The following is a 22,390-nucleotide window of genomic DNA, read 5'->3' as shown; positions in this document are numbered from 1 at the left end:
ACCTGTCGAACGGTCCGGCACACGCGATCCGACCGACCGCAGATCGCGCGAAAGTTCCAGTTGTGCTGCACACTAGGTGAATGGTAACGTGAAGGCAGAGGCGGATCGCGCCGTCCATCCGTTGGCAAGGTGGTTTATATCCTTATGAAAATAGGTACGCACCATGGAAAGTTCCATGCTGATGAAGTGTTCGCCGTCGCGATACTCCGAAAACTGTATCCAGACGCCCGCATCGTGCGCACGCGAAACAAGGCTGTGTTGGCCCAGTGCGATCTCGTCGTCGACGTCGGCGGCGGCCCGTACGATCACCACAGCGTGCAAAAGGTCCATCGGCCAAACGGCATTCCCTACGCCGCGGCAGGACTCATCTGGCGGGATTTCGGCGGTAAGTTTCTGGAGGCGCTCGGCCTCACGGGGGAAGAGGAACGGGCGCTCGTTCTAAGCAACATCGACGACAAGCTGTTTCAGGCCATTGACGCGATCGATAACGGCATTGACCTGGAACGAGACATGCGGATCAAGGGCATATCGGAACTCGTCGGCTCCTTCAATCCACCGTGGAACTCACAGGAAGACGAGAATCGAGCTTTCGAGCGAGCTTTGGACTTTGCAACCCAGATTCTAATGAACTACGCGAATCACGAGATCAGCCGACTTCAGGCGACGGAGATCGTCAAAGCGGCTTATGCGGCACGCAAAGAACCCGCGCTTCTGGTCTTGCCGACCTGCTGTCCTTGGACGGAAACGCTGCTCGAAATCGACCCCGCGGGGGAAGTGCTGTATGTGGCTTTCCCGGATAAGACAGGGCAGTATCGCCTTCAGGTGGTGCCCAAAGGGCCCGGAACATTCGAAGCGCGAAAACCTTTGCCGAGCGAATGGGCGGGGAAAGAGGGAGAAGAACTCGTTTCTGTGTGCGGTGTGGAAGATGCGGTGTTTTGCCATCCGGCGCGGTTCATTGCCGGTGCAGAGTCACTGGACGGGATTCTGCAGATGGCGGAGGAAGCACTGGCGGCTGAACCCTCCAACCCGTGATCCGTTCGCCTACCGGCCTGCCGAGCGAGACACCCAAAAAGAGCCAGAGTTCGGCGCTCACCGAGACTCTGGCTCTCTTCAACATCCCTGAGGCTTTGCGCACGCTTCACTTTGCAAAGACCAAATGCCCAATCTTGGCAACTACAGGTTGCTGCCAAACCCAACTGCCGGACGGTGTTTCCGATGGATTGTAAAACACCAAAGCTCCCGGCACCACGTCGTCGCCGTTCAAGACGTCGAGCGCAGCCTGAACATTCTCCGCGTCGGGCTGAGAATTGATGTAGCCGTTCGCGACGCTTTCGAACTGGTAGTGGCCGTCGCTCACTTGAAAGACGACCTGCTGGACCGTGTTCCCGTATCCACCCGCTTGAATCCGATGCACAACCACGTCGCCGACCGCGATCTGCGCCTGAAGCGGCTCACCGTCGGCCTCGGCGTGAATGACGTGTTCCAACCAGTACAGATTGCTGCTCGTTGCGGGAATGGATGCGGCAACATGGGCTTGTGCGGCGCGACGCGGCTGAGACAGGCCAACCGGTACACGCACGGTCGAGCCGATCTGCAGATTGAGGGGGTTGACGGCAGGATTCGCAGCTAACATCTCAGCGGTCGACACGCCGTATCGTTTGCCGATGAGAAACAGCGTGTCTCCCGGCTTGACCGTGACGCTTTCCACTTCGGGAACCTCGACAGAGCTGCCGATGGACAAGTTCTGCGGGTTGACACCCGGATTTGCGGCTTCCACGAGCTGGACGGGCAGCCCGTGCGCGCGAGCAATGGTCCACAGTGACTGTCCCGGCTTGACCGTCACGGTCGACGCGAAGGCATTCGGCACCCCGAACGCGAGCGTCACGGCCGTGGCGCACCCTGCAATCCACCGCGATGAAATGTGCATGTCATCCATCCTCTCGTTACGCCTCCGAGGTTAGTTGTCGGGTTCGGGCAACGAGTGACCCTTCGCGCCGGACGGCGCGATTCACCCCAAGGCCTGCGGCCCTCAGTCCCCCGTACGCGCATCTGCGCGATTCGGCAAGGTCTTGGACGACGCCCATGATATCAATCGGCGCGCCGGGAGAAAACCCAAAGTTGTTGACATCAGAGGTGGGTTCTTACGAATAGTCCAACTCGCTTCCACGTATCCCGAGGGGCGAGATCGCGACCAAGGTGCCGTATCCTGTCAGATCCCAAACGCGCTTGGCAGCCTGAATCGGAAGCTCCACACAGCCTGCGCTCTGTGGCTTCCCGTAGCTCGGGCGCTCGAAACCATGGATGGCCTGTTCGCCGTAAAAGAAACTGACGTAAGGCACGTGCTCCACGCGATAGGGGCGGCCGCTTGGCCCGATCCCCTGCATCGTCTGTTCTCGGTTGCGAAGGAAGATGGTGTGAAGCCCAGGCTGTGTGGGGGCGTTCGGCACGCCCGTGCTGCACGCTGTTTCAAAGACCACGCCTCGCCCATCTTCCCAGACGCGAAGCCGTTCCGGAATGGCTTGGTCGACCAACACCGTCCGATACGGATTCCGTGCGGTCAGGCCAAGCGCGCGCGCGAGCTCAATCGCTCGGCGGACGCGAGGGCCTGTATAGCCGTCCACCCGAAGGCCGTGATCGGCTTCAAATTGCATCACGGCGCCCTTCGTGATCTCCGTGTACTGGTCCGGATCCCACGCGCGTCTCACGTCAAGAGGGACGTCCGGCGAATTCCAGGTCCAATAGCCCATTGGGACCAACGCCCAATTCTTGGCATACAGGCGATCCGTCGGGATCACCGCGCGATACCGACACGGAAGGTAGCCGAGCTCTGCGAGCGCGACGTGCAAGGCCCAAATGGGCTCGCCGCGATCGCCCACCGTCCACACGCGCGGCGCGGAGCGGTCGGAGAGGGCTGTGTTCGACGGCCGCGGATCGTTCAGCCCTGCGAGAGCGGCGCCTTTGCATGCAGGCGCGGACAGCCACATGCAAAGGAGGGCCGATGCGCTCAACAAGCCGCGGGCGAGATGCACGAAAACAGGGCGAGGATCTCGCACCCTCATCAGCCTCCCATCTTCCTCATGTAGAATGGACGATGGGATGAACAAAAAGTATTCCATCGGTTGGATCACGCAGGGGATCCCGCTGCGCTCGGCCGAATGTGGTACGTCCCGTCGGGATGACGTGCCACCATGGCAGCGAGCTCCATCTCGAGAAGCGCGCCGAACACATACCCGAGATCCAGATGGGCGACCGCGGCGAGCTCCCCTGCGCGGATGGGCTGATGCCGCTCCAGCGCGCGATAGCAAGGCTCCAGGTGAGCAGGTATCGTTTGCGGCGAAGCGCTTTGGGCGTCCGCTTGCCCCGAAAACAAGTCGTTCGGATCGACGAGCGGGATGGCCCCGTCGAAAAGCAGCCGGTTGACGCCGCGGCTGGCCCGCGACGTGATGGGGCCGGGAACGGCGTACACGTCGCGCCCCAGATCCAGCGCGCATTGAGCCGTGATCAGCGCGCCGCTCTTCTCCCCCGCCTGGACGACGATGACCGCCTGGCTCAACGCCGCAATCAACCGATTCCGTTCTGGAAAATGGTATTTGCGCACGGGGGTGCTCGGCGGGTATTCGCTCACCAGCGTCCCCGTGGACGCGATTTGCTCATACCATCGCCGGTTGGCCGGCGGGTAGACGCGATCGATGCCACACCCTAACACGCCGACGGTGTCGCCGCCCACCTCAAGCACCGCAGCATGGGCGGTGGCATCAATCCCCAGGGCAAGGCCCGAGACGACCACCGCGCGCCGCCGCCCCATCTCCCCAGCGATCCACCGCGCCGCCTCCATCCCGTAGCTCGTCATGCGCCGCGTGCCCACCACCCCGAACACCTCTCGCTCAGGTGACAGGAGGTCCCTCCTCCCCCGCACGAACAAGGCCAGCGGAGGGTCAGGGAGGTCGAAAAGGCGGGCTGGATAATCGTCATCGCCGCGGGCAAGCACAAAGATTCCGCGGCGTTCGAGCTCCGACTTGAGTCGATCCGCCGACGGCCGGGAGCGGCGCCACGCTTCCATCCGATCCGCCTGCGCCGCATCTACTCCACAAGCGACCCACTCCTCCACGCGCGCCTCGTGAAATGGCCCAATGCCGCCGAATACCCGCACCAACCGCCGCAATGCGCGCGGCGCAAGCCCCGGACACATGGACCATACGATCTCGAGTTCTGCGTCGCCCACAATCCATCCCTCCCGCCCCGTTTCCCGCATCGTAACCGGCGCCGGCCCACGGCGTCCATGACGTAGGCGAAAAAAAGAGCTCGCTTGGCAAACCAAGCGAGCTCTTTGGGCTACAGGGGGAAAGGTTCACGCCTTGCAGCGCTCGAGCAAACCGCGTTCCTCCAACACCTGGTACAGCGTCGAGCCCATCTCAGACGGCGTGGGCGCCACCCGAATGCCGCAAGCCTTCATCTTCTCGATCTTCGACTGCGCCGTGCCGGAACCCCCGGACACAATCGCACCCGCATGACCCATTCTCCGTCCCGGAGGCGCCGTGGCACCTGCGATAAAGCCGACCACGGGCTTGGTCATGTTCGCCCGAATCCACTCGGCCGCTTCTTCCTCCGCAGATCCGCCGATCTCGCCAATCATGATCACGGCTTCCGTATCCGGGTCGTCGTTGAACATCTTCAGCACGTCGACAAAGTTCGTCCCGTTGACAGGATCACCGCCAATGCCCACGGCCGTCGACTGACCCAGCCCCAGCTGCGTCAGCTGGTAGACGGCCTCATAGGTCAGCGTTCCCGAGCGAGACACGACGCCAATCTTCCCCGGCGTGTGGATGTATCCGGGCATGATGCCGATCTTACATTCGTTCGGCGTGATCACGCCAGGACAGTTCGGGCCAATCAACCGGGTCTTCTTGCCCTCCATGTACCGCTTGACCTTGACCATATCCAGAATGGGAATGCCTTCTGTGATACACACGACAAGCTCGATCCCGGCCGCAACCGCCTCCATAATCGCGTCCGCGGCGAATGCAGGGGGAACATAAATGACCGACGCGTTGGCACCTGTCTCGCGCACAGCTTCTTCCACCGTGTTGAAGACCGGCAATCCCTCTACCTTCGTGCCGCCCTTGCCTGGAGACGTGCCACCCACGACCTTCGTGCCATAGGCCAGCGCCTGCTGCGTGTGAAACAGACCCGCAGATCCCGTGATGCCCTGCGTAATAACCCGCGTTTCCTTGTTGACCAGAATGCTCATCGCGAGTGTCCCTCCTCAGACCAGCGCCACGATCTTTTGAGCAGCGTCCGCAAGCGAGTCCGCCGCCACCAACTTCAGGCCCGATTCATTCAAAATTTTCTTCCCGGCCTCGACGTTCGTGCCTTCAAGGCGCACCACAAGCGGCTTGTCCAAGCCCACCTGCTTCGCCGCGGCCACGACGCCGTTCGCGATCACGTCGCATTTCATAATGCCGCCGAAGATATTCACGAGAATCCCTTTCACTTTGGGATCGGAGAGAATGATTTTGAACGCCGCCGTCACCTTCTCTTCGCTCGCGCCACCGCCGACGTCCAGGAAGTTAGCAGGTTCCCCGCCGTAATACTTGATGGTGTCCATCGTGGCCATGGCCAGACCCGCACCATTCACCATGCACCCAATGTTGCCATCCAAGGCAATGTAGCTGAGTCCGTACTTCGAAGCTTCGATTTCCTTCGGATCCTCTTCGTCTTCGTCGCGCAGACTCACGATCTCCGGATGCCGATACAACGCGTTATCGTCGAAGTTGAGCTTGGCGTCCAACGCGATGATATCGCCTTCAGCGGTCAAGACGAGCGGATTGATCTCGGCAATGGAGCAATCCTTCGCCACATACGCGTTGTAAAGCGCCATCATGAACTGAGCGGCTTTCTTCACCGCATTCTGAGGCAGCTCCAGCTTATACGCGAGGTTGTTCGCCTGGAACGGCGTGAGCCCCGTCAGCGGATCGATCGTCTCGCGAAAAATCTTTTCCGGGTGCTGTGCAGCCACTTCTTCGATCTCGACGCCGCCCTCCTGCGAAGCCATCATCACCAGGCGCCCCTGAGAGCGGTCAAGCACGAGGCCTATGTAGTACTCTTTCTGGATGTTGGTCAGCTCTTCGATGAGCAATCGCCGCACAATGCGGCCCTGCGGCCCCGTTTGATGTGTCACGAGGCGCTTCCCCAGAAGTTCCCGGGCGTTCGCCTCCACCTCTTCTAAGGACTTCGAGACCTTGACGCCCCCGGCCTTGCCTCGCCCACCCGCGTGGATTTGAGCCTTCACCACAGCTTTGCCACCGAGTTCTTTCGCCGCCTCCACGGCTTCTTCGACCGTGAAAGCTACTTTGCCGCGTGGGACTTTGACGCCGAATTCAGCCAGGATGGCCTTCGCTTGATACTCGTGGATGTTCACGATGTCCGTCCTCCTTTGTCCCCCTACGGATACCGCGCACAAAAAAACCGGACAAACGTTGCCATGCCGTCTGCCGACCTTGTGCCACCTATCAGCATAGAACTTCGCAACACGTTTGACAACGTCTTGACCGGTTGAGGCGATGAAACCGCATTCAGCAAACCTTGACAAATTGTTGACATTGTATCTACAGCGCGGAATGGACCAAACTGCACAAGTACGAAAACGCAAACACGCCGACCAGCGCGCCGAGCAGGCGCATCGCAGCTCGATCCCGCAACACGTGCAGAATGACCCCGATAGCAAGCGCAAGCGTGTCCGCAAACAGGCTGGCGACGAGCGCATTTTGCCTCCACGCAACCGGCGTCAATCCGAGCACCGCCAACACGAAGGACGCCGCCGCCAAGACCATGGCGCCTGCTCGGAGAACGACGTAATCATCACCCGACGCGCGCGCGTCTCGGTGAAGTCGCCGATGGCGCCGCCGTTGATACGCGCGAAGGTCGATCACTTGGCCGCGCCGCCCCTCCGCATCCCCTCTCGCGATCCGTTTCCTCGGGTTCTCCATGACGGCTCCCTCCTGAAACTCGCCATCCCTAGACGATGCGAACGAGATTCTTCCCTACATTATGGCTCATGCACCGAGAAATTGCTATACGTAGGTTGTGAAAAGTTCCGAAAGCGAGGCGAAGCCACGTGTTGGGATATGCGCTCGGCGCCATTCGCCAAGGAGCCGACGTTCAAATCGTTCGCGTCCAGGCCGATGTTGGGCCGGGATTTCCTCGTTTCACCATCGTGGGTCTACCGGACTCTTCCGTCAGCGAAGCGAAAGCTCGGATCCGCTCCGCGTTTCATCACACAGGGCTCCCCTTTCCGAAGGGCAGGATCACCGTCAATTTACAGCCCGCGAGCCTCAAGAAGCAAGGGTCGTGGCTCGATCTCGCCATCGCCGTCGCCATCCTTCGCGCATCTTCCACGCCTGCCATCCCGCACGACGCCACCGTCTTCGTCGCGGAACTCGCGCTCGACGGCGGACTCGTGCCGCAATCGGGCCTTAGCGCCATCGGGCTGCGCATGCGCGACGAAGGACTATCTTCCCTGTGCGTGAGTACCCACCAACGCGTTCCGTGGCCGCTCGAGAACATGCTTCACATCACGCGAGCTTCCAACTTAGGGGATGTGGTGGCTCAACGGAGAGCGCCCAAGGCGCCCTCGGAGGATGCCCAGGCTCGAAACATCGCGCTCCGCGAGTCCGCCCGTTGGATACCCCCGCTCAGCGGACATTCCATGGAGTACAGACTGCTCGCGATCTGCGCAGCCGGCCGCCATACGCTGCTCATGGTCGGATCGCCTGGCGTCGGGAAGTCGACGCTGGCCGAGGCGCACACCCAGCTTCTCCCGGATCTCGCGGAGGAGGAAGCCTTGGAAGTGGCTGCATGGCAAGAGATAGCGAATCCCGATTATATCTTCACTTTCCGGCCTCCCGTGAGGCGTCCTCACCATGCCGTTTCGCCCCGAGCGATGCTCGGCGGGAGCCGATGGGGAACGCCAGGGGAAGTCACGCTCGCGCACCGCGGTGTTCTGCTGCTGGACGAAATGCTCGAATTCTCCCACGCGTCGTTAAACGCCCTGAGAGAGCCGTTGGATAGGGGGAGCGTGGAGTGTGTGGTGAATGGCAAGCCGACGCTGTTTCCCGCCGCATTTCAACTCATCGCGACGGCCAACCCTTGCCCGTGTAGGTATCGAGGGTACGGAGATTGCACGTGCACGGATGTGGACGTTCGCAGGTACTGGACCCGATGCCCTGGGCCCATTCTGGACCGCATCGACGTGGTGCACCACGTGAATCGCACCACAAGCCATGAACGGGACAGCACGCCACTCGAATCCTGGATCCAGAAGGTTCAGGAAGCGAGAGCGCTGCTCGCGTCCTCCTCGCGCAGGACGTCCGCCCTTTCGAACGAGGCGAATCGAGCCTTGCAGCGCGCGTGCGACAGGCTTCACGCCTCCGAGAGGGATCGCGCGAAAGTGGAGAAACTTGCGACGACGATTGCCGCGCTTGAGGGGCGAGACGAGGCCTTGGCCCCTCACGTGGAAGAAGCCATCGCGTGGCGGCGCCCCGGTTCGCTGTCTCCGATGAGGCACGCCGTCCCATGATCGAAATCCGGGCATACGAAGCCGTGTTTGAAGCAAGTTATAAGCACCGGGGTCTGATGGCGAGGAGGGAGGGATGGTATGTGTCGCGCCGAATCCGGTCGACCGCAATGGGTTGGCTGGCCGCTGCTGCAATCGCAACCTTCTCGGCGCCTGTGGCTTACGCTGCGCCGTCAAAACCGGCCAAGGTGGTCTACCTGACCTTCGACGACGGCCCGAGCCAACGCTACACGCCCAAGCTCCTGGACATCCTGCGCAGTCAACACATCTCCGCGACATTCTTTGTGGTCGGCTATCGATGCGAGCAGTTCCCGGATATCGTGCGCCGAATTCAGCGCGAAGGCCACGAAATTGGAAATCACGGCTTCGCCCATTTGAATTCCAAAAAGCGGACGCTTGACGAGGTCCTCCTCGATATCCAGAAGACCGACGTCGCCGTGGTGAAAGCCTGCGGTACAAAGCCGCTGTACTACAGGCCCCCGTACGGATCCATCGATGCGCAGGAGATCGACGGTGTGCACAAGCTCGGCCACCCTATCGCGCTTTGGACCGTGGATTCGATGGACTGGAAGGCCAAATCCGCCAAGGCCATTGTCAGCCAGGTGGAGCGCCACACACGGCCTGGCTCCATCATCTTGTTTCACGATGGCATCAGGTCGAGCCGCTACACCGTTGAAGCGATGCCACGCATCATCCGCGACTTTCGCCGCGATGGATACACTTTCAAGACGCTCCCCGCGAGCGACTCACTGCGGATAGAGGCGTTCATGCCGAAAGCCGACGACGACGCCGTCCTTCCACGTGATGCCGACGACGTCCAGGGCAAGAGACGCCCATCCGTCGACGCGCGTCGCGTAGGCCGTTAGAGCCGCGACCAACCTGGGAATTTGAACGGAGCCAAGCGCATAGATGGGGTCGCCGTCGATAGGAGACGTGCGGGTTTTGACCTCAACCGCTACGAGCTCGCCTTCGTGTTCTGCGACCAGGTCCAATTCTCCGAAGCGCGTTTTCCAATTCGTATCGACGACGCGCCATCCCAGACAGCGCTCCAGGTATTGGCGGACGAACGCCTCGCCGAGGGTGCCAAGTTCGCGCCGATTGGACCTCATACCAAGCTCACGCCCTGCGGAAACGGTACAGGTAGGCTAAGATCTCTGCCACCGCCTGATACAATTCGGGTGGTATGACCTGATCCACTTCCAAGGCAAACAGCGCATCCACCAGTTCCGTCTGTTCGACGACAGGGACACGGTGTTCCTCGGCGGTGCGGACAATGGCCTTCGCCACCTCCTCAGCGCCTTTCGCCACCACACGAGGAGCCGCATCCTTTTGCGCGTCGTAGCGAAGGGCGACCGCTCGCTTATGGCGTTGCATCAGGACCATCTCCCTCGTGATCGACGGTCCAGGACGTGAGCTCCCAGCCACACGCCTGAAGCGCTGGAGTGAGTGCCGGCCGAGCAGCCCGCAGGTACGCAACGAACGGCGCATCCTGAGAACAGGTGATGTGGACGTGCAGGGCGGGTCTCTGCGCCGTGAGAACACAAACCAACGGATGGCCGCTGAGCTCCAGATCGAGGCGGAGCCGATGGACGAGCTTCCCCCGGGCGCCCATCCGCGTCCGCCGTTCCGCGCGCCAGCGAACAGCCACCGGATGATCGCGACGCGCGCCACCAGAAATGACGAACAACCCCGCTCCTCGCCGATCAAAAGGATGGGGGGCGACCGACGCGACGAGGCGGTCGAGCATCACCCACTGCAGAAGGCGCTTCTGCTCCGCAGGCGCGAAAGCTTGTGCAATCCATTCGCGCCCCATGGAACCGAACGCGACGAGCGGCGACGAAGGGTTCTCGCGCAAGCGAAGCGTGGAAGGGCCATCCGCCGCCTGCGCGAGCTCTCGCATCACGGACCACAGGTGCCTCACGGACGTGGCGAGAATTCGCGCATCCCCAACCTCCGCTTGAGGCGGTTGCGCGTGTCCCGGAGACGCAGCCTGCCCCGGCATTGCGCCGCTTGAAGACGTTTGAGTGACGGGCGCAGTTCCATAAACATCCGTCGGCGCCGCAGCCGAAGGAGCCGTTCCGGACCGCCATACGCCTTCATCGGAGATCCCGGAGGATGTGGAACCGCTCGAAGATGATCCGCCCGGGCGCGGAGAAGCGAGTTGTTCCGACGCGCCCACGACATTCGCCTGAAGCAAAGCGTTCACCACCGCGCTCCTCCACCCCCGCTCGCTCGTCCACAGAACGTCATCGCGCAGGACCTCGTACGGCACCAGATCCAGCGCATCGAGAGCCGCATCCAAGTCCTCGACGGCTGTCGGTGATGGCGACTCCGAGGCTTGCGAAGGTGCGCTGCGATCCGTCCGGTCCGCACCAGCGGGAGAGGCGCGATCGACAGCGGGCGCGATGGACTTCAAGTCCGCAGGAGGGATGCGATGGATGCTAGGATCCATAGCTCATCTGCTCCTTCTCGCTCAACAAAGCCCGCACAGGCGCGAACGAAAGTCGATGGACCACCGACGGTCCAAGGCGCCGCAGTGCCTCCATGTGGGCCCGCGTGGCATAACCCACGTGTTCGGAAAAGCCATAGCCCGGAAATCCTTCTTCCAACTTGGCCATCAGTCGATCTCGGAAGACCTTCGCGACGACGGACGCCGCGGCGATGATGAGCGACCGCGCATCTCCATCCACCACCGGCAACACGGGGAAGCGATGGCGAAATCCGCGGTTGCCATCCACGAGCGCAAGCTCGACAGGAACGTCCAGCGCATCCAGCGAGCGCTTCATCGCAAGCTGCGTCGCTCGCAAGATATTTATCCGATCAATCTCTTCGGGGCTCGCGAGTCCGATGCCGACGGCCAGCGCTTTCGCTCGAATGCGAGCGGCGAGCTCCTCCCGCACGTTCGCCTTCAGCTGCTTCGAATCGACGACATCTTTCAATTCCTCATACGTCGCCCGTTCCAGGGGAAGAACGACACTCGCTGCGACCACCGGGCCCGCAATGCACCCCCGGCCGACCTCGTCGACACCGGCGGTCAGACAACCGCCGCTCAACCCCACATCGAGTCGATATCGCGTCATCCACCAATCCATCGCACGCCTCCTTGGCGTTAGTCTACAACGTCTTCAACCGGGCCGCCATCGCGGAAAGAAGAATAGTCACACCAAACGACGACATCAATCTTCCGGCCACTCGAGGGTCACCGGGCCAAGCCGGCCTTCCTGCAAGTCGTGAATCACAGTCTTGGCAACGCGCTCCTCGTCGATGGCTCCCCCGGCGACGAGTGCCCCGCGGGCCCGACCAATCTGTTCAAACCACGGCTCGACCGCTGGCCAGACTTCCTGAATGGTAGTCCACGCGATGGGTTTGTCCACGCGGAGGCCGTATCGGCGGGTCAGTGCGTCTGGATACCGCTCGCTTAGATAGGCAAGCACGTAGGCGCACACCTCGGAAGCCTCAAAGATTTCTTCCTTAATAGCTCCACTGGCGGCGAGTTTCAACCCCTGCTCGTCATCCGCAAGCTTCGGCGCGAGCACGCCGGGTGTGTCGAGCAACTCCGTGTGCCCCACGCGAATCCACTGCAGGGACCGGGTGACACCCGGCAAATTTCCGGTCCTGGCCACGGCACGTCCCGCGAGCTGATTCACGAATGTAGACTTGCCCACGTTCGGAATACCACAGATCATCCCGCGCGTGACGACCTTCTCGATGCCGCGCGCCCGAAGTCGGTCCCTCTTGGCCTGGACCAATGTATCGAGTGCTCGCTTGAATGCACGCAATCCTTGTCCCGTTCTAGCGTCCACGGCAACAGCCGTCACACCCTCTCGCTGAAACCGTTCGATCCACCGTTCGGTGCAATGAGGATCCGCGAGATCCACGCGCGTCAGGACCAAAAGCCTTGGCTTGTTTCGAGCGAGTTCATCGAGAACTGGGCTCCGGCTGGAGACGGGCAGCCGCGCGTCGGCCAACTCCACCACGACGTCAATGCCGCGGAGTTGCTCCGCCATGAGCCGCTTGGCTTTCGCCATATGGCCCGGAAACCATTGAATAGGCAATGTTCTATCACCTTCCATTCCACTGGAGCACGAAAAAAGCGCAGGTTCTCTCCTGCGCTTTCTGTCGTGTTACCGCCGAACTTCCGCGATCCGCGCCGCCTTGCCGGACAGCCCGCGAAGATAATGAAGCTTCGCGCGGCGCACCTTGCCTCGGCGAACCACTTCGATCTTGTCCACCTTCGGCGAATGCACCGGAAACGTCCGTTCAACCCCGACTCCGTACGAAACCTTGCGGACCGTGTAGGTTTCGCTGATGCCGCTCCCTCGGCGCCGAATCACCACGCCTTCGAAGACCTGGATGCGCTCGCGCCCGCCCTCGCGGACTTTGACGTGAACCCGCACCGTATCTCCTGGGCGGAAATCCGGAATGTCCTTGCGGAGTTGGTCTTCCACCACTGAACGTAGCAAGTTCATGGTAGACCTCCCTTCCCAGCCAGTGTTCGTGTCTCTATGGACAGAGGACCACTGTGATTACCCGCACCATTATAGCGCACCAAATCCACGAACGCCAGGCTTTTTTCTCGAGGCGCCCCCGAAAACGGATGGCAAACGCGCACCACGAAAATCGGGCGCCCGCAGGCGCCCGAAGAACCATTCAAACCCCGATTCGCCTCTTCAATTTGCGCGCACCTTTCGCGGACCCGCGCTGATCAACGCGCTCCATGCGCTTCAGCGCGCGCTGAATCTCCAAGTCTCGCGCATACTGCGTCAACTCCGGCTTCATGACCATTTCGATCAGCTCCTTGACTGAAAGATTGCCTCTCAGCCAAGTTCCGATTTGGAACGCCTGACCTTCCTACAACGCTTACGGAGTTAGCTGACGGGTTCGGGTGTAGGAGCCCCTACGCAGCAAAGCGCTGCGATTCACCCCAAACACTTGGGTCCTCCGCTCCCAATACGGAACTCAGCGATAGGTCATGCAAGCAGTATACCATGTCGTGAAAGCTCACGCAATCATTGGACGCCTTGTTCCAGTTGTTGTACGAGCGAAACCGGGATCTGGACTTTCGCCAATTCCGCGTTGTCGATGTCTTGGAAAATGGTCGTGGTCTGCATAATCAGCGATCCGACAGAATCTACGACGCCCACGGACTGCGTTTGGATTTGCCGAATATATCCTGACGTTTCGCCCACGTAAAACACGTACGCGACCTCGCTCGCATGGGTTGCCAACTCCGCCGAGGAGGCGCCAGGCACCCCGCCCAGAAACGCGGGAAGTGAAACGACGCCATTGGGGACCACCACCCGATACACGTCGCAGTACTCGTCCACCACATACGTGCGATTCATCTTCTGGAGCGGCAGGTGATGCGCCGTCGCGTACTCGACGATGTCGCGGTAGCCTTCGTACGCGTTCAGATTCGACACAGGTTGAGCAGGAGACCAGATGGTCCCATCCTGCTGATACGCGACCTGCCCCTGTTGATAGAAGGCGATGTTGAAGTTGTTTTCGTGCACCTGAATGCTCGCCATGTTGGGTTGTTGAATCGTCCCGTACACGGTGAAGCTCGTGTGCAGATTCCCGTTTTGGATGTTGACTGCCGTCTGCAGTTTATACATCGACGCGGTCTCGCTCTTGTTCAGCGCCCTGATGAGCGGTGCCCACGACACATGAGAGCTCACGACTTGCGTCGCCGTCCCCGAGGCGATGGAGACCGACTGAACCCCAGGCGTGCACCCCGTCGCAAGGAGCCCTGCGCATAGCGCAAGTGCAAGGACTGTTCGCCGCCTCGACTTCATCGCGACCCCTCCTCCCCTTCTCGACGAGGACGGTACAGCCATCCGCCCACAATGATGGCCAAAAGCGCGACACCCGCTGCTGGGAGGACCGGAACGTTCCACGGCGAGATGACCAAGTAGTCGCCGGTTCCGTAAATATCGAGCGCCAAGACTTCGCTCGGCACGCCCGCCAAATGAAGCGGCGTCACGTTGACCACGTTCGTGCGAAACACCCGCCAGACGCGAACCAATTGCCCTGTACCGTTGGCATTCGGCACAAAGCGATACGCCGAAAAGTAGCGAACAGGAGAGTTGCGGACATAGGACGGATCGTTGGTCAAAATCTCCGGATACGGCCTGACGCCCGTCAATACGGTCTCGAAGCGGAACGACTGACTCGGCGCGGTGTAGACGCGTCGCCACGTGCCCTGCGGGCTCACCGTCAGAATGTACGCCGGGCTGGCGTTCACAAACACCGCGTCCCGCCCGCCCGCAACCAGGGGCCCAATCCGAATATCGTTCGGCACCGGATTGTCCGCGGACCCTTGATAGCTCGCGACGATCCTGCCGAGGTTGACGTCGTACACGTGCAACGAGTTGTCGCCGACCAGGAGAATCTGGTCGTCTCGGCTGCTCGTAAAATGCCCTTCGCCGACGACGCTCTCGGCCTGCATCGTCACGGCCGATGCTCGGCCAGCACCCAGGCCCATCAGGCGATCGTCCGACACGTACACGCCCGCTCGATCCGGCTTCACGCCGAGCTCCGCCAGACAGTCGTCCCAGTTCGCAATCTCCTTCGCACTTGCTTGATTGGCAATCGCCTGGAAGCTCGCCGGATAGGCCGCCGGATCGAGGGCTGCTTCGACCGCCTGCTGATCGGTCAAAAACGGAGTGAGGTACTCATACACGCGGCCGTTGTCGACGTACCAATTCGCGAGTTCATACGGAAAAAATGCGCGGACGAGATCCAAGGGATTCACGCGCGCCAGCTCCTGGGGAGTGGGAACCACCTTCTTCAAGTGACCTCCCACCGATTTCAATTCGACGATCTCGTACTCCCCTTGTGCCGTTTGCAACACGTTGTACAGCGCATCGGGCGAATCCGTGGCCGAGATCGCCCTTTGTTCCAATTCCTGGAGAGTGGGGATGTGACTGTCGATGGTGATAATAGCTTGTCCGCCCGCGACGGGAATGACCGCGAAGGGAGCCTCCGGCGAATTCTGAACCCGCAGGTTGACTTGAGCGTCCTGCAAGACCCTGAAGTGCGTGAGAAACGCCCAATCATTGAGCGGAAGAAACACCTGCGCGATGACGACGCTCGCCCCGCCCAGGAGAGACGCCACCGGCCGGACGCGACCGACGATCACGGCCATGAGCCACAGCAAGAGAAGCATCGCGACGGCGACCAGTCCTTGTTTGATCTTGCTGGCAAACGCGAGCGTGCTGTACCCTTCCGCCACCATGAGCGCGAACAAGGTGTAAATGACCCATCGCCGGCGAATGGGCCGCTTGAGCGACGATAGCCACAGCAAGATCACGGCGATGGCAGCGAGCACGCCGTAGAGCGCGAGATCGTCGACGAGGGGGCGCAGAATCCATACGTAGACCGCATTTGCGAATAACGCCCAAAAGATGTACCAGATCCACAATCCGACGGTCTTCGACGACTTAGCCATGATTCTCCTCCTGACCATCGAAGGTCCGGCTCCACAAAATGAGCAACCCGACCATGAGGAAGTAATTGAGGCAATTGGCCGGATACTCAAACACGTTCTCCACCACGTTGTGCACCAAAAGCGCGATCACGCCGATGAGTCCGCCCAAGGCGATGGCGCGGTTGGGGCCGACGGCGCGACGCACCACCTTCTGCACAACTTCAGCCACAAGGCGTACGTGAAGCGCGAAGAAGAGCACGAGACCGATGAGCCCCGACTCACCCAACACCTTGGCGTAATAATTGTCCGAGTAGATGGACAGCCCTTTGTCCGACGCCACAGCACCGCCATAACGCCCCAACCCGGCGCCGAACAACGGATTACCTGCGAGTTGGTCGAACGCCTGTTGCCATCGGACCAATCTGCCGCCCTGGGAGGCCTTGATGTAGTAGACCTGAGAAAACAGGTCCATGATGCGGTGATGGATAGGAGGAAGGAAGAACCCAATGACCCCCAACACCACGACCACGGCGAGCAACCGGCGCTCAAACGCGAGGGCGACGAGCACGACGCCGACGCCGAGCCCCAGCCAAGCGCCCCGCGTATATGTAAGGAGAAGGGTGATGAGGCAGAAGACGCCCCCTACGAAGAAGATGATCTTCCGCACCCGATCTTTTTCTGCGAAGCCCATGCCGAGGATGAGAGGCGCCATCATTTCCATGTAGGCGCCGAGCTCGTTGGGAGATTTCAGGACGGAGAACACCCGGGTGCGCACGTGTTCCCCGACATCCACCCAACTAGGAGGAATGGGAACGGCCAGCACATACTGAAGCACACCGTCCAGACCAATCAGCATGGCCAACGCGGCCGCGACATACAAGAAGTATGGCGCGTCCTCGGGTTCAACAACGAAGGGCACTAGCAGGCCGAATAGCATGTCGTACACGTCGGCCCGGAATCCGTCGAACGATGTCCCGGGGCTGCCGAGTCCGACGAACAGCAAGGCGATCAGATATGCGATGTACCACCCCGCGTATTTCGACCAGGCGAACACATCGGGTCGGTGCCCGCGCATCACGCGATTCAGCGCGACAAGCGCGAGAATGAGGAGCACAACCTTGTCCCAAATCGCCCCAAGCGGATGCAGGAATTGTCGAAGCGTATAGTCGACCAGAGGAAAGGCGGCAAGCAATGTCACACATCCCTTGGCCACGCGCTTGCCCACCAGCCGCGACGGCATGGGCGCCGCGCGCTCCAGAGAAGCCGCCGTTCCGAGAAAACGATTTTGCATATCGCCCACTCCTACCTGACTTCCATGATACAAAGCCCCTGCCGTCAGGGCATTGGGAACTCTCCTTGCGATGCGGCCTGTCGGCGCGCCAGCCTCTGCTCTCTTCGGCGCGGAGCCGATTCGTAATGCGCCTTTTCCTCTTCCGTTTCGGGAAGAACGGGCGGGACCTCCACAGGTCGCCCCTCCTCATCGATGGCGACGAAGGTCAAGTACGATCTCGCCGTAAGGACCGTTTCTCCCGTCAGCAAGTTCTCGGCCAAGACTTTCACAAAGACTTCCATCGAAGTTTTGTGCGCATACGTCACGAACGCCTCGAGGTGAATCGCTTGCCCGACGCGGATGGGTGCCAAAAAATCCAAGCTGTCGCTGGACGCGGTGACCACTCGCTGGCGCGCGTGCCGCATGGCGCTGATCGCCGCGATTTTGTCGATGTAGGCCATCACTTTCCCGCCAAAGATCGTCCCAAACTGGTTGGTATCCGGCGGGAGCACCAAGTCGGTCATGTACGTCCGAGACAAACGCGCAGGTTTGGGTTCCAAGGTTCGCCCCCCTTGCTGAAAGCCACTAGATGCACAAAAGAAAACGGGTACGGACCTCCCCTGGGTACCCGTTTCCTTGGTCTGCCGGATTCACTCCGTCCTATACAATATCACATCGTCGACATCCCAGGACAGGTCTCGACCCGATTTTCATGAAGTCGACGAAGGATTCCGAACAGGATTGCGAACGACCAGCTGCGGCTGGCGCTGCCACTGGAGCAAGTACGCCGACGGATTGAAGGCCCATTCGCGTCTACCCGTGTCCTTGTACATGCCAAAGTGGAGATGCGGCGGAAATTTCCCCGCAGTGCCCGGCGGTCCGTAGCCCGTCGACCCCACGTAACCGATGACCTGACCGGGGCGAACCAAATCGCCAGGCCGGAGCGACTTCGCGTATGCCGAAAGGTGAGCATAGTAGTAGTACGTGTTGTTCGCGTCGCGGATCCCAATCCTCCAACCGCCATACCGGTTCCAGCCCATGAGTTCCACATATCCGTAGGCGCACGCCAGGACCGGCGTCCCGTAACTCGCAAAGATATCCACACCTTCATGGATGCGGCGTCCTCCATAGCTGCGACCGGCCCCAAACGTGTGCTTAATGGTATAGTTGTACCGCTTGTCAATCGGAAACGCGTGGCCCTGAGGATCGATGCCAAAGGCGTGAAAGATGCGCGCGAAGCCGTTGACTCGTTCTACGGCCACGGGGTCCTGAAACAGCGTCCAGACAGCCTGGTCCTCATCTTCGCCGGCTTCTTCATCGATGAATCGCGCCAGCGACTTGATGCGGTCCTCGGCGTCGAACGGCAGCGCAAGGCGATCGCCGTTTGCGTCCTGGCCAAGGCCGCCAAACAGCGCGATAGTGGGCGCAAACACGTCCTGTGGGTTGGGATTCGATGGACCGCTCCAGGCCGGATCGTCCATGGCGTAGCCGTAGTAAGGAGCGCGCTCCCGCACGTCCTTAGACTTGGTGAGTTCCGCATATCGATCGATGGCCGCGAGCACAGCCCAGTCGACGTCGTACTGGGCTCCGTACTTCTTGTAGAGGGGAAGCAACGAAGCCTGAGGATGGGCATTGGACCTCTCGGATGCGTTGACCTGAACGGGCAGCGCGAGAAGCACAGCGACCCAAAGATAGGTGCGGGCCTTCCGCAGACATGTGAACCGAGGAAGGCGCGTGATAGAATGAGTGCGGCGCAATCACTCCACCCCTTCGATCCGGATTTCTACGGCTTACCATCCCCATGCGCGCCGATTGTATGCCGGGGACGGCGAAGGAGAAAGAGGAATTTTGACATGAATGTCACACAATTGGAAATCATCGTTCGATGCACGGAAATCGACGTGAACGGACATGTGAACAACGCCAAGTATCTGGAGTACTACGAGTGGGGACGAGAAGATTGGTTTGAACAGCAGGGGCTGGATTACCAGACGCTCAAGCGCCTTGGCGCCGTGACGGTGGTGGCGCGCGCAGAGGTCGACTACCATCAGGCAGCGCATCAAAACGACCGCCTGACCATCACGACGTGGCTCGAGCAAGCGGGCCGCACGAGCCTGCGGATGCGCCAGCGCATCACGGGGCCGTTCGGCGCGCTCGTGAGCGAAGCGTTGTTTGTCCTTGTGACGGTGTCCCCCGAGACGGGAAGGCCGGTGCTCGTTCCTGAGCAGCTTCGCGATCTCGCCACACCAGGGGCCTGACGAAGCGCCGAGGTTCAGATGAGATGAGGAAGGTCGTAGCCGAGCGCGCGGAGCTTGTCTGCCATGCGCTCAGGCACGGGCGCCACGACGTCGATGTCGCGCCATTTGACGCGGCGCGCATGAAGGTAAAAGGTCTCTCCAGAGACGGGTCGAGCGCCATACTTCCGATCGGCTAGCAGCGGATGCCCGAGGTGTGCCATGTGGACGCGTATCTGGTGCGTCCGACCCGTCAATAGGCGCAACCGGACTAGGGACGTCCCGCGGCTCGACGCGATGACGTCGTACGCCGTTTCGCTCGGTTTTCCACTGTCCTCAACGACACGCGTCACGTTGCCGACGCGCCGAACGTCCACCGCCACGCGGCCACAGCCAGACCATTCGCCTTCGACGATAGCCAGGTACTCCTTTTCCACCTCACCCCGGTGGAACGCGTCGGCCCAAGCTTTGGCAGCCCGCGCCGTCTTCGCAAACACCACGACGCCGCTCGTGTTGCGATCGAGGCGGTGAACCGGCGCGGCGCGGAACGCACTCTCCCGTGCGCCGCGATCGTACACGTAGGCTTCGACTTGCGCCGCGAGGCTCGCCTTATATTCCCCATCCGCCGGATGCGTCAGCACGCCAACAGGTTTGTTCACGGCCAGGATCTCTTCGTCTTCGTACAGGACGTCGATGGCGCGCGACACACCCCGGTATTTGGCGACCGGATGGGCCCGAAGCGACGCGAAATCGTCATCGCTGAAGTACAGGTGCACGATGTCCCCCTCGTGCAGACGCGTATCCTGTTTCGCCCTTTTTCCATTGACCTTGACGCGCCCCGTGCGAATGCTCTTGTACACGCCAGACAATGGGAGACCGGGAAGGAGCAGTCGCAGCCACTTGTGAACGGGCTTGCCGTCGTCCGATGAGCTGATGACCATTTCAATCAACGTTGAATCTCCTCTCGACATCATCGCCGCCCGGTGCCGCCCGATATGCCGCGAACGGTGTCATACGCCCGTCCGGGCCGTCCGGCTAGCACCGCTGGGATCACGCCCCGGAGTCCGTTGAACCAACACCAGCGCGTGACGCGATTGATCTCGGTCAAGTGAAGCACGCGTTCGCGGAGTTCGCCACGGCGGATCAGGCGAGATCGCAGGGTTCCGGGTAGCAGACCGCATTCCACAGGCGGCGTGTACCAGATACCGTCAAGCTCGTACGCGAGATTACCGAATGTCCCCTCGGTCACCTCGCCGTCTTCATTGTACAGCAACACGTCGAACGCCTCGGGCGCGTGGCTGCGCACGCGATCATAAAAGGCTCGATCCGTCGTCTTGTGGTAGAGCCAAATCCACCTCCGATCAACGGGTTCGGGCGAGATCGCCAAGGTGTGGCATTCGCCCTGGCTGATGGCGTCCTGCAGCGTGACCGCAAAGCGCGAATCGTCGAGGGGCGAGGCTTCCCAGTTGACCTCTCCTGTCAGCGACACGCGTATCCGCACACGCCAGACCCCTTCTGGATGCTGGGCGGCGCAGGCGGACAACGCCTCGTCAAGCGCGCGACGCTGGAGCGGAATGCCCAGGGTTCGAGCCGACGCCAAGAGGCGGGCCCGATGTTCATCGAGGAGGAACCAGTCCTGATGGTCTAGCCGGAGGGTCTCGAGGAGCTCGACAACCGATGCGATTCCGGACCGCGCCAACACGCTCGCTTTGAGAAGGACCTCGGCTTGCTCTGCGTCTGGGGATGCGTCCCACGTCACCCCGCTACCCGTGCCGTACACCCACGTGGCGCGATCGCGCCGCCCGACGAGCGTTCGAATGGCAACACTCCACACCTCTCTGTCGTCAGGCGTCCAAAGCCCGATGGCACCACAGTACACCCCGCGCGGCAGTCGCTCCAGCGCTGCAATCGCCCGCATCGCAGCGACCTTGGGCGCGCCCGTGACCGACCCGCACGGAAACAGGGCGCGGAAGATGTCCACGGTGTCGATCTCGCGGCGCAACACACAGGAAATCGTCGATGTCATTTGCCAGACGGTAGGATAAGCTTCGACGTCGAACAACCGGTCCACCTGCACGGTCCCAGGGACTGCGATTTGCCCTAGGTCGTTGCGCAAGAGATCGACGATCATGACGTTCTCGGCCCGCTCCTTCTCCGAAGACAGCAGGTGTTCGCGAGCGGCGAGATCGTCCTCGCGGCGGGAGGCGCGGGCAGACGTCCCTTTCATTGGACGGGTCACGAGTTTTCTGCCGATGCGCCGATAGAAGAGTTCAGGCGAAACCGACACGATGTCCCACGGCTCTAAGTGAAGCCAAGATGCGTACGTCGCCATCTGAGACTGACGAAGGGCCTCGTACATCTGCTCCGGCGCCCCATCTGCCCGGAAGGTGAGGCGGCCAGTGGTATTCACCTGGTATACTTCACCGCGGGCGATCGAGGCGCGAATGTCTTCGACCACCCTCCCATAAGGTTGTGCGAGGCCAGCCCACCACATCAGGGATGGATGGGGATTGACACGAGCCCCGCACTCGGATGTGGGCGTCAGGGGAACGCTTGATTCGTCGACGCCATCCTCGCATGCCTCGGGTTCGTCAAAGGAGGCGAACCACGCGAGCGGAAGATCTGCGATTGCGCGGTGGACACACAAATGGGGTTCGAAGGCGGGCGCAGCTTCGTACGCCACGAACCCGCAGACCCATTCACCGCGCTTCGACCGCGCCGCAGCGGCATCCATCGCGGCGATCACATCGTCGACGTCCGTCACACACCACACGTGGCTCGGGTTCCGGAAGACAAGTCGGCGTGGAGCCTCCCCGTCCCTCAAAGCAAAATCGCACACGACCTTGATGTTCTCTTGCATCCGCGGACACCTCGATCAACCAAAA

Annotated in this window: 24 protein-coding genes and 2 riboswitches; of the genes, 4 read left to right on the top strand and 20 right to left on the bottom strand. The window is 61.1% G+C overall.

Annotated elements, in window-relative coordinates; genetic code table 11:
- Window positions 1–144 precede the first annotated feature (144 nt).
- Complete coding sequence (locus AS26_RS10075) at window positions 145–1,032, top strand: MYG1 family protein (RefSeq protein ID WP_062309103.1); 888 nt, start codon at window positions 145–147, stop codon at window positions 1,030–1,032.
- 106 nt (window positions 1,033–1,138) lie between these two features.
- Here AS26_RS10075 and AS26_RS10070 read toward each other — a convergent pair whose 3' ends face one another.
- From AS26_RS10070 to AS26_RS10045, 6 genes are all read right to left on the bottom strand, one after another.
- Window positions 1,139–1,927 carry a cell wall hydrolase gene (locus AS26_RS10070; protein ID WP_062309111.1) on the bottom strand — a complete coding sequence of 263 codons (789 nt, stop codon included), beginning with the start codon at window positions 1,925–1,927 and terminating at the stop codon, window positions 1,139–1,141.
- Between the two features lie 5 nt (window positions 1,928–1,932).
- Window positions 1,933–2,074: riboswitch (cyclic di-AMP (ydaO/yuaA leader) on the bottom strand.
- A 67-nt stretch (window positions 2,075–2,141) separates the two neighbouring features.
- On the bottom strand, window positions 2,142–3,053 hold the full coding sequence (locus AS26_RS10065; RefSeq protein WP_245629717.1) for a L,D-transpeptidase family protein: 912 nt from the start codon (window positions 3,051–3,053) through the stop codon (window positions 2,142–2,144).
- A 71-nt stretch (window positions 3,054–3,124) separates the two neighbouring features.
- Entirely contained in the window at window positions 3,125–4,222 is a 1,098-nt protein-coding gene (gene dprA / locus AS26_RS10060; RefSeq protein WP_062309100.1) for a DNA-processing protein DprA, read from the bottom strand.
- A gap of 126 nt (window positions 4,223–4,348) precedes the next feature.
- Window positions 4,349–5,248, bottom strand: a complete 900-nt coding sequence (gene sucD, locus AS26_RS10055) for a succinate--CoA ligase subunit alpha (RefSeq protein ID WP_062309098.1) — start codon at window positions 5,246–5,248, stop codon at window positions 4,349–4,351.
- A 15-nt stretch (window positions 5,249–5,263) separates the two neighbouring features.
- Window positions 5,264–6,418 (bottom strand): ADP-forming succinate--CoA ligase subunit beta, encoded by a 1,155-nt coding sequence (gene sucC, locus AS26_RS10050; RefSeq protein ID WP_062309096.1) that lies wholly within the window; start codon window positions 6,416–6,418, stop codon window positions 5,264–5,266.
- Window positions 6,419–6,605: 187 nt separating this feature from the next.
- Complete coding sequence (locus AS26_RS10045; protein WP_062309093.1) at window positions 6,606–6,986, bottom strand: hypothetical protein; 381 nt, start codon at window positions 6,984–6,986, stop codon at window positions 6,606–6,608.
- 128 nt (window positions 6,987–7,114) lie between these two features.
- Here AS26_RS10045 and AS26_RS10040 point away from each other — a divergent pair, with 128 nt between their 5' ends.
- Entirely contained in the window at window positions 7,115–8,575 is a 1,461-nt protein-coding gene (locus AS26_RS10040) for an ATP-binding protein (protein ID WP_062309091.1), read from the top strand.
- A gap of 80 nt (window positions 8,576–8,655) precedes the next feature.
- Window positions 8,656–9,438: a polysaccharide deacetylase family protein gene (locus tag AS26_RS10035; protein ID WP_062309088.1), complete on the top strand. Its 783-nt coding sequence runs from the start codon at window positions 8,656–8,658 to the stop codon at window positions 9,436–9,438.
- Here the strand turns inward: AS26_RS10035 and AS26_RS14940 are convergent.
- The 12 genes from AS26_RS14940 to AS26_RS09985 all read right to left on the bottom strand — a co-directional run bounded on the left by AS26_RS14940 (window position 9,319) and on the right by AS26_RS09985 (window position 19,028).
- Window positions 9,319–9,681: a YraN family protein gene (locus AS26_RS14940; RefSeq protein WP_083516061.1), complete on the bottom strand. Its 363-nt coding sequence runs from the start codon at window positions 9,679–9,681 to the stop codon at window positions 9,319–9,321. The two genes, AS26_RS10035 and AS26_RS14940, sit on opposite strands and share 120 nt — an antisense overlap.
- A 7-nt stretch (window positions 9,682–9,688) precedes the next feature.
- On the bottom strand, window positions 9,689–9,946 hold the full coding sequence (locus AS26_RS10030) for an EscU/YscU/HrcU family type III secretion system export apparatus switch protein (RefSeq protein ID WP_062309086.1): 258 nt from the start codon (window positions 9,944–9,946) through the stop codon (window positions 9,689–9,691).
- Entirely contained in the window at window positions 9,933–11,024 is a 1,092-nt protein-coding gene (locus tag AS26_RS10025; protein ID WP_062309084.1) for a hypothetical protein, read from the bottom strand. The genes AS26_RS10030 and AS26_RS10025 overlap by 14 nt, the downstream gene beginning before the upstream one ends.
- Window positions 11,014–11,664 carry a ribonuclease HII gene (rnhB, locus tag AS26_RS10020; protein WP_062309082.1) on the bottom strand — a complete coding sequence of 217 codons (651 nt, stop codon included), beginning with the start codon at window positions 11,662–11,664 and terminating at the stop codon, window positions 11,014–11,016. The genes AS26_RS10025 and rnhB overlap by 11 nt, the downstream gene beginning before the upstream one ends.
- An 84-nt stretch (window positions 11,665–11,748) precedes the next feature.
- Window positions 11,749–12,627, bottom strand: coding sequence for a ribosome biogenesis GTPase YlqF (ylqF, locus tag AS26_RS10015; RefSeq protein WP_245629716.1), 879 nt, complete (start codon window positions 12,625–12,627; stop codon window positions 11,749–11,751).
- A 69-nt stretch (window positions 12,628–12,696) separates the two neighbouring features.
- A complete protein-coding gene (gene rplS / locus AS26_RS10010; protein ID WP_062309078.1) occupies window positions 12,697–13,041 on the bottom strand; it encodes a 50S ribosomal protein L19 in 345 nt (114 codons plus the stop codon).
- Window positions 13,042–13,222: 181 nt separating this feature from the next.
- Entirely contained in the window at window positions 13,223–13,357 is a 135-nt protein-coding gene (locus tag AS26_RS14860) for a hypothetical protein (RefSeq protein WP_281176957.1), read from the bottom strand.
- A gap of 57 nt (window positions 13,358–13,414) precedes the next feature.
- Window positions 13,415–13,547: riboswitch (cyclic di-AMP (ydaO/yuaA leader) on the bottom strand.
- A gap of 34 nt (window positions 13,548–13,581) precedes the next feature.
- On the bottom strand, window positions 13,582–14,367 hold the full coding sequence (locus AS26_RS10005; RefSeq protein WP_062309076.1) for a hypothetical protein: 786 nt from the start codon (window positions 14,365–14,367) through the stop codon (window positions 13,582–13,584).
- Entirely contained in the window at window positions 14,364–16,022 is a 1,659-nt protein-coding gene (locus AS26_RS10000) for a hypothetical protein (protein WP_062309074.1), read from the bottom strand. Before AS26_RS10000 ends, AS26_RS10005 begins: the two co-directional genes overlap by 4 nt.
- Window positions 16,015–17,292 (bottom strand): O-antigen ligase family protein, encoded by a 1,278-nt coding sequence (locus tag AS26_RS09995; RefSeq protein WP_062309072.1) that lies wholly within the window; start codon window positions 17,290–17,292, stop codon window positions 16,015–16,017. Before AS26_RS09995 ends, AS26_RS10000 begins: the two co-directional genes overlap by 8 nt.
- Before the next feature lie 44 nt (window positions 17,293–17,336).
- Window positions 17,337–17,831: an acyl-CoA thioesterase gene (locus AS26_RS09990; RefSeq protein ID WP_062309069.1), complete on the bottom strand. Its 495-nt coding sequence runs from the start codon at window positions 17,829–17,831 to the stop codon at window positions 17,337–17,339.
- Between the two features lie 150 nt (window positions 17,832–17,981).
- Window positions 17,982–19,028 carry a M23 family metallopeptidase gene (locus AS26_RS09985; RefSeq protein WP_245629715.1) on the bottom strand — a complete coding sequence of 349 codons (1,047 nt, stop codon included), beginning with the start codon at window positions 19,026–19,028 and terminating at the stop codon, window positions 17,982–17,984.
- A 96-nt stretch (window positions 19,029–19,124) separates the two neighbouring features.
- On the opposite strand from AS26_RS09985, the gene AS26_RS09980 reads away from it, so the two are divergent.
- Window positions 19,125–19,529, top strand: coding sequence for an acyl-CoA thioesterase (locus tag AS26_RS09980; RefSeq protein ID WP_062309066.1), 405 nt, complete (start codon window positions 19,125–19,127; stop codon window positions 19,527–19,529).
- A 14-nt stretch (window positions 19,530–19,543) separates the two neighbouring features.
- Here AS26_RS09980 and AS26_RS09975 read toward each other — a convergent pair whose 3' ends face one another.
- Both AS26_RS09975 and pabB read right to left on the bottom strand, forming a co-directional pair.
- Window positions 19,544–20,446 (bottom strand): RluA family pseudouridine synthase, encoded by a 903-nt coding sequence (locus AS26_RS09975; protein WP_245629718.1) that lies wholly within the window; start codon window positions 20,444–20,446, stop codon window positions 19,544–19,546.
- A gap of 29 nt (window positions 20,447–20,475) precedes the next feature.
- Window positions 20,476–22,365, bottom strand: coding sequence for an aminodeoxychorismate synthase component I (gene pabB / locus AS26_RS09970; protein WP_062309062.1), 1,890 nt, complete (start codon window positions 22,363–22,365; stop codon window positions 20,476–20,478).
- Between the last annotated feature and the right edge of the window lie 25 nt (window positions 22,366–22,390).

Origin of the sequence: Alicyclobacillus sendaiensis NBRC 100866 (assembly GCF_001552675.1) — a bacterium.
GTDB classification, from domain to species: Bacteria; Bacillota; Bacilli; order Alicyclobacillales; family Alicyclobacillaceae; genus Alicyclobacillus; species Alicyclobacillus sendaiensis.
Note: the sequence above shows the minus strand (reverse complement) of the source record. Positions and strands in the feature narration are given on the sequence as shown.

Bases quoted from the DNA above. Each gene is read 5' to 3' on its own strand.
- AS26_RS10005 (WP_062309076.1), bottom strand. From the start codon at position 14,367: ATGAAGTCGAGGCGGCGAACAGTCCTTGCACTTGCGCTATGCGCAGGG.
- AS26_RS09975 (WP_245629718.1), bottom strand. From the start codon at position 20,446: ATGGTCATCAGCTCATCGGACGACGGCAAGCCCGTTCACAAGTGGCTG.
- pabB (WP_062309062.1), bottom strand. From the start codon at position 22,365: ATGCAAGAGAACATCAAGGTCGTGTGCGATTTTGCTTTGAGGGACGGG.
- AS26_RS09980 (WP_062309066.1), top strand. From the start codon at position 19,125: ATGAATGTCACACAATTGGAAATCATCGTTCGATGCACGGAAATCGAC.
- rnhB (WP_062309082.1), bottom strand. From the start codon at position 11,664: ATGGATTGGTGGATGACGCGATATCGACTCGATGTGGGGTTGAGCGGC.
- sucD (WP_062309098.1), bottom strand. From the start codon at position 5,248: ATGAGCATTCTGGTCAACAAGGAAACGCGGGTTATTACGCAGGGCATC.
- AS26_RS14940 (WP_083516061.1), bottom strand. From the start codon at position 9,681: ATGAGGTCCAATCGGCGCGAACTTGGCACCCTCGGCGAGGCGTTCGTC.
- AS26_RS14860 (WP_281176957.1), bottom strand. From the start codon at position 13,357: ATGGTCATGAAGCCGGAGTTGACGCAGTATGCGCGAGACTTGGAGATT.
- AS26_RS09995 (WP_062309072.1), bottom strand. From the start codon at position 17,292: ATGCAAAATCGTTTTCTCGGAACGGCGGCTTCTCTGGAGCGCGCGGCG.
- AS26_RS10075 (WP_062309103.1), top strand. From the start codon at position 145: ATGAAAATAGGTACGCACCATGGAAAGTTCCATGCTGATGAAGTGTTC.
- rplS (WP_062309078.1), bottom strand. From the start codon at position 13,041: ATGAACTTGCTACGTTCAGTGGTGGAAGACCAACTCCGCAAGGACATT.
- AS26_RS10070 (WP_062309111.1), bottom strand. From the start codon at position 1,927: ATGCACATTTCATCGCGGTGGATTGCAGGGTGCGCCACGGCCGTGACG.
- AS26_RS10025 (WP_062309084.1), bottom strand. From the start codon at position 11,024: ATGGATCCTAGCATCCATCGCATCCCTCCTGCGGACTTGAAGTCCATC.
- AS26_RS10030 (WP_062309086.1), bottom strand. From the start codon at position 9,946: ATGCAACGCCATAAGCGAGCGGTCGCCCTTCGCTACGACGCGCAAAAG.
- AS26_RS10045 (WP_062309093.1), bottom strand. From the start codon at position 6,986: ATGGAGAACCCGAGGAAACGGATCGCGAGAGGGGATGCGGAGGGGCGG.
- AS26_RS10000 (WP_062309074.1), bottom strand. From the start codon at position 16,022: ATGGCTAAGTCGTCGAAGACCGTCGGATTGTGGATCTGGTACATCTTT.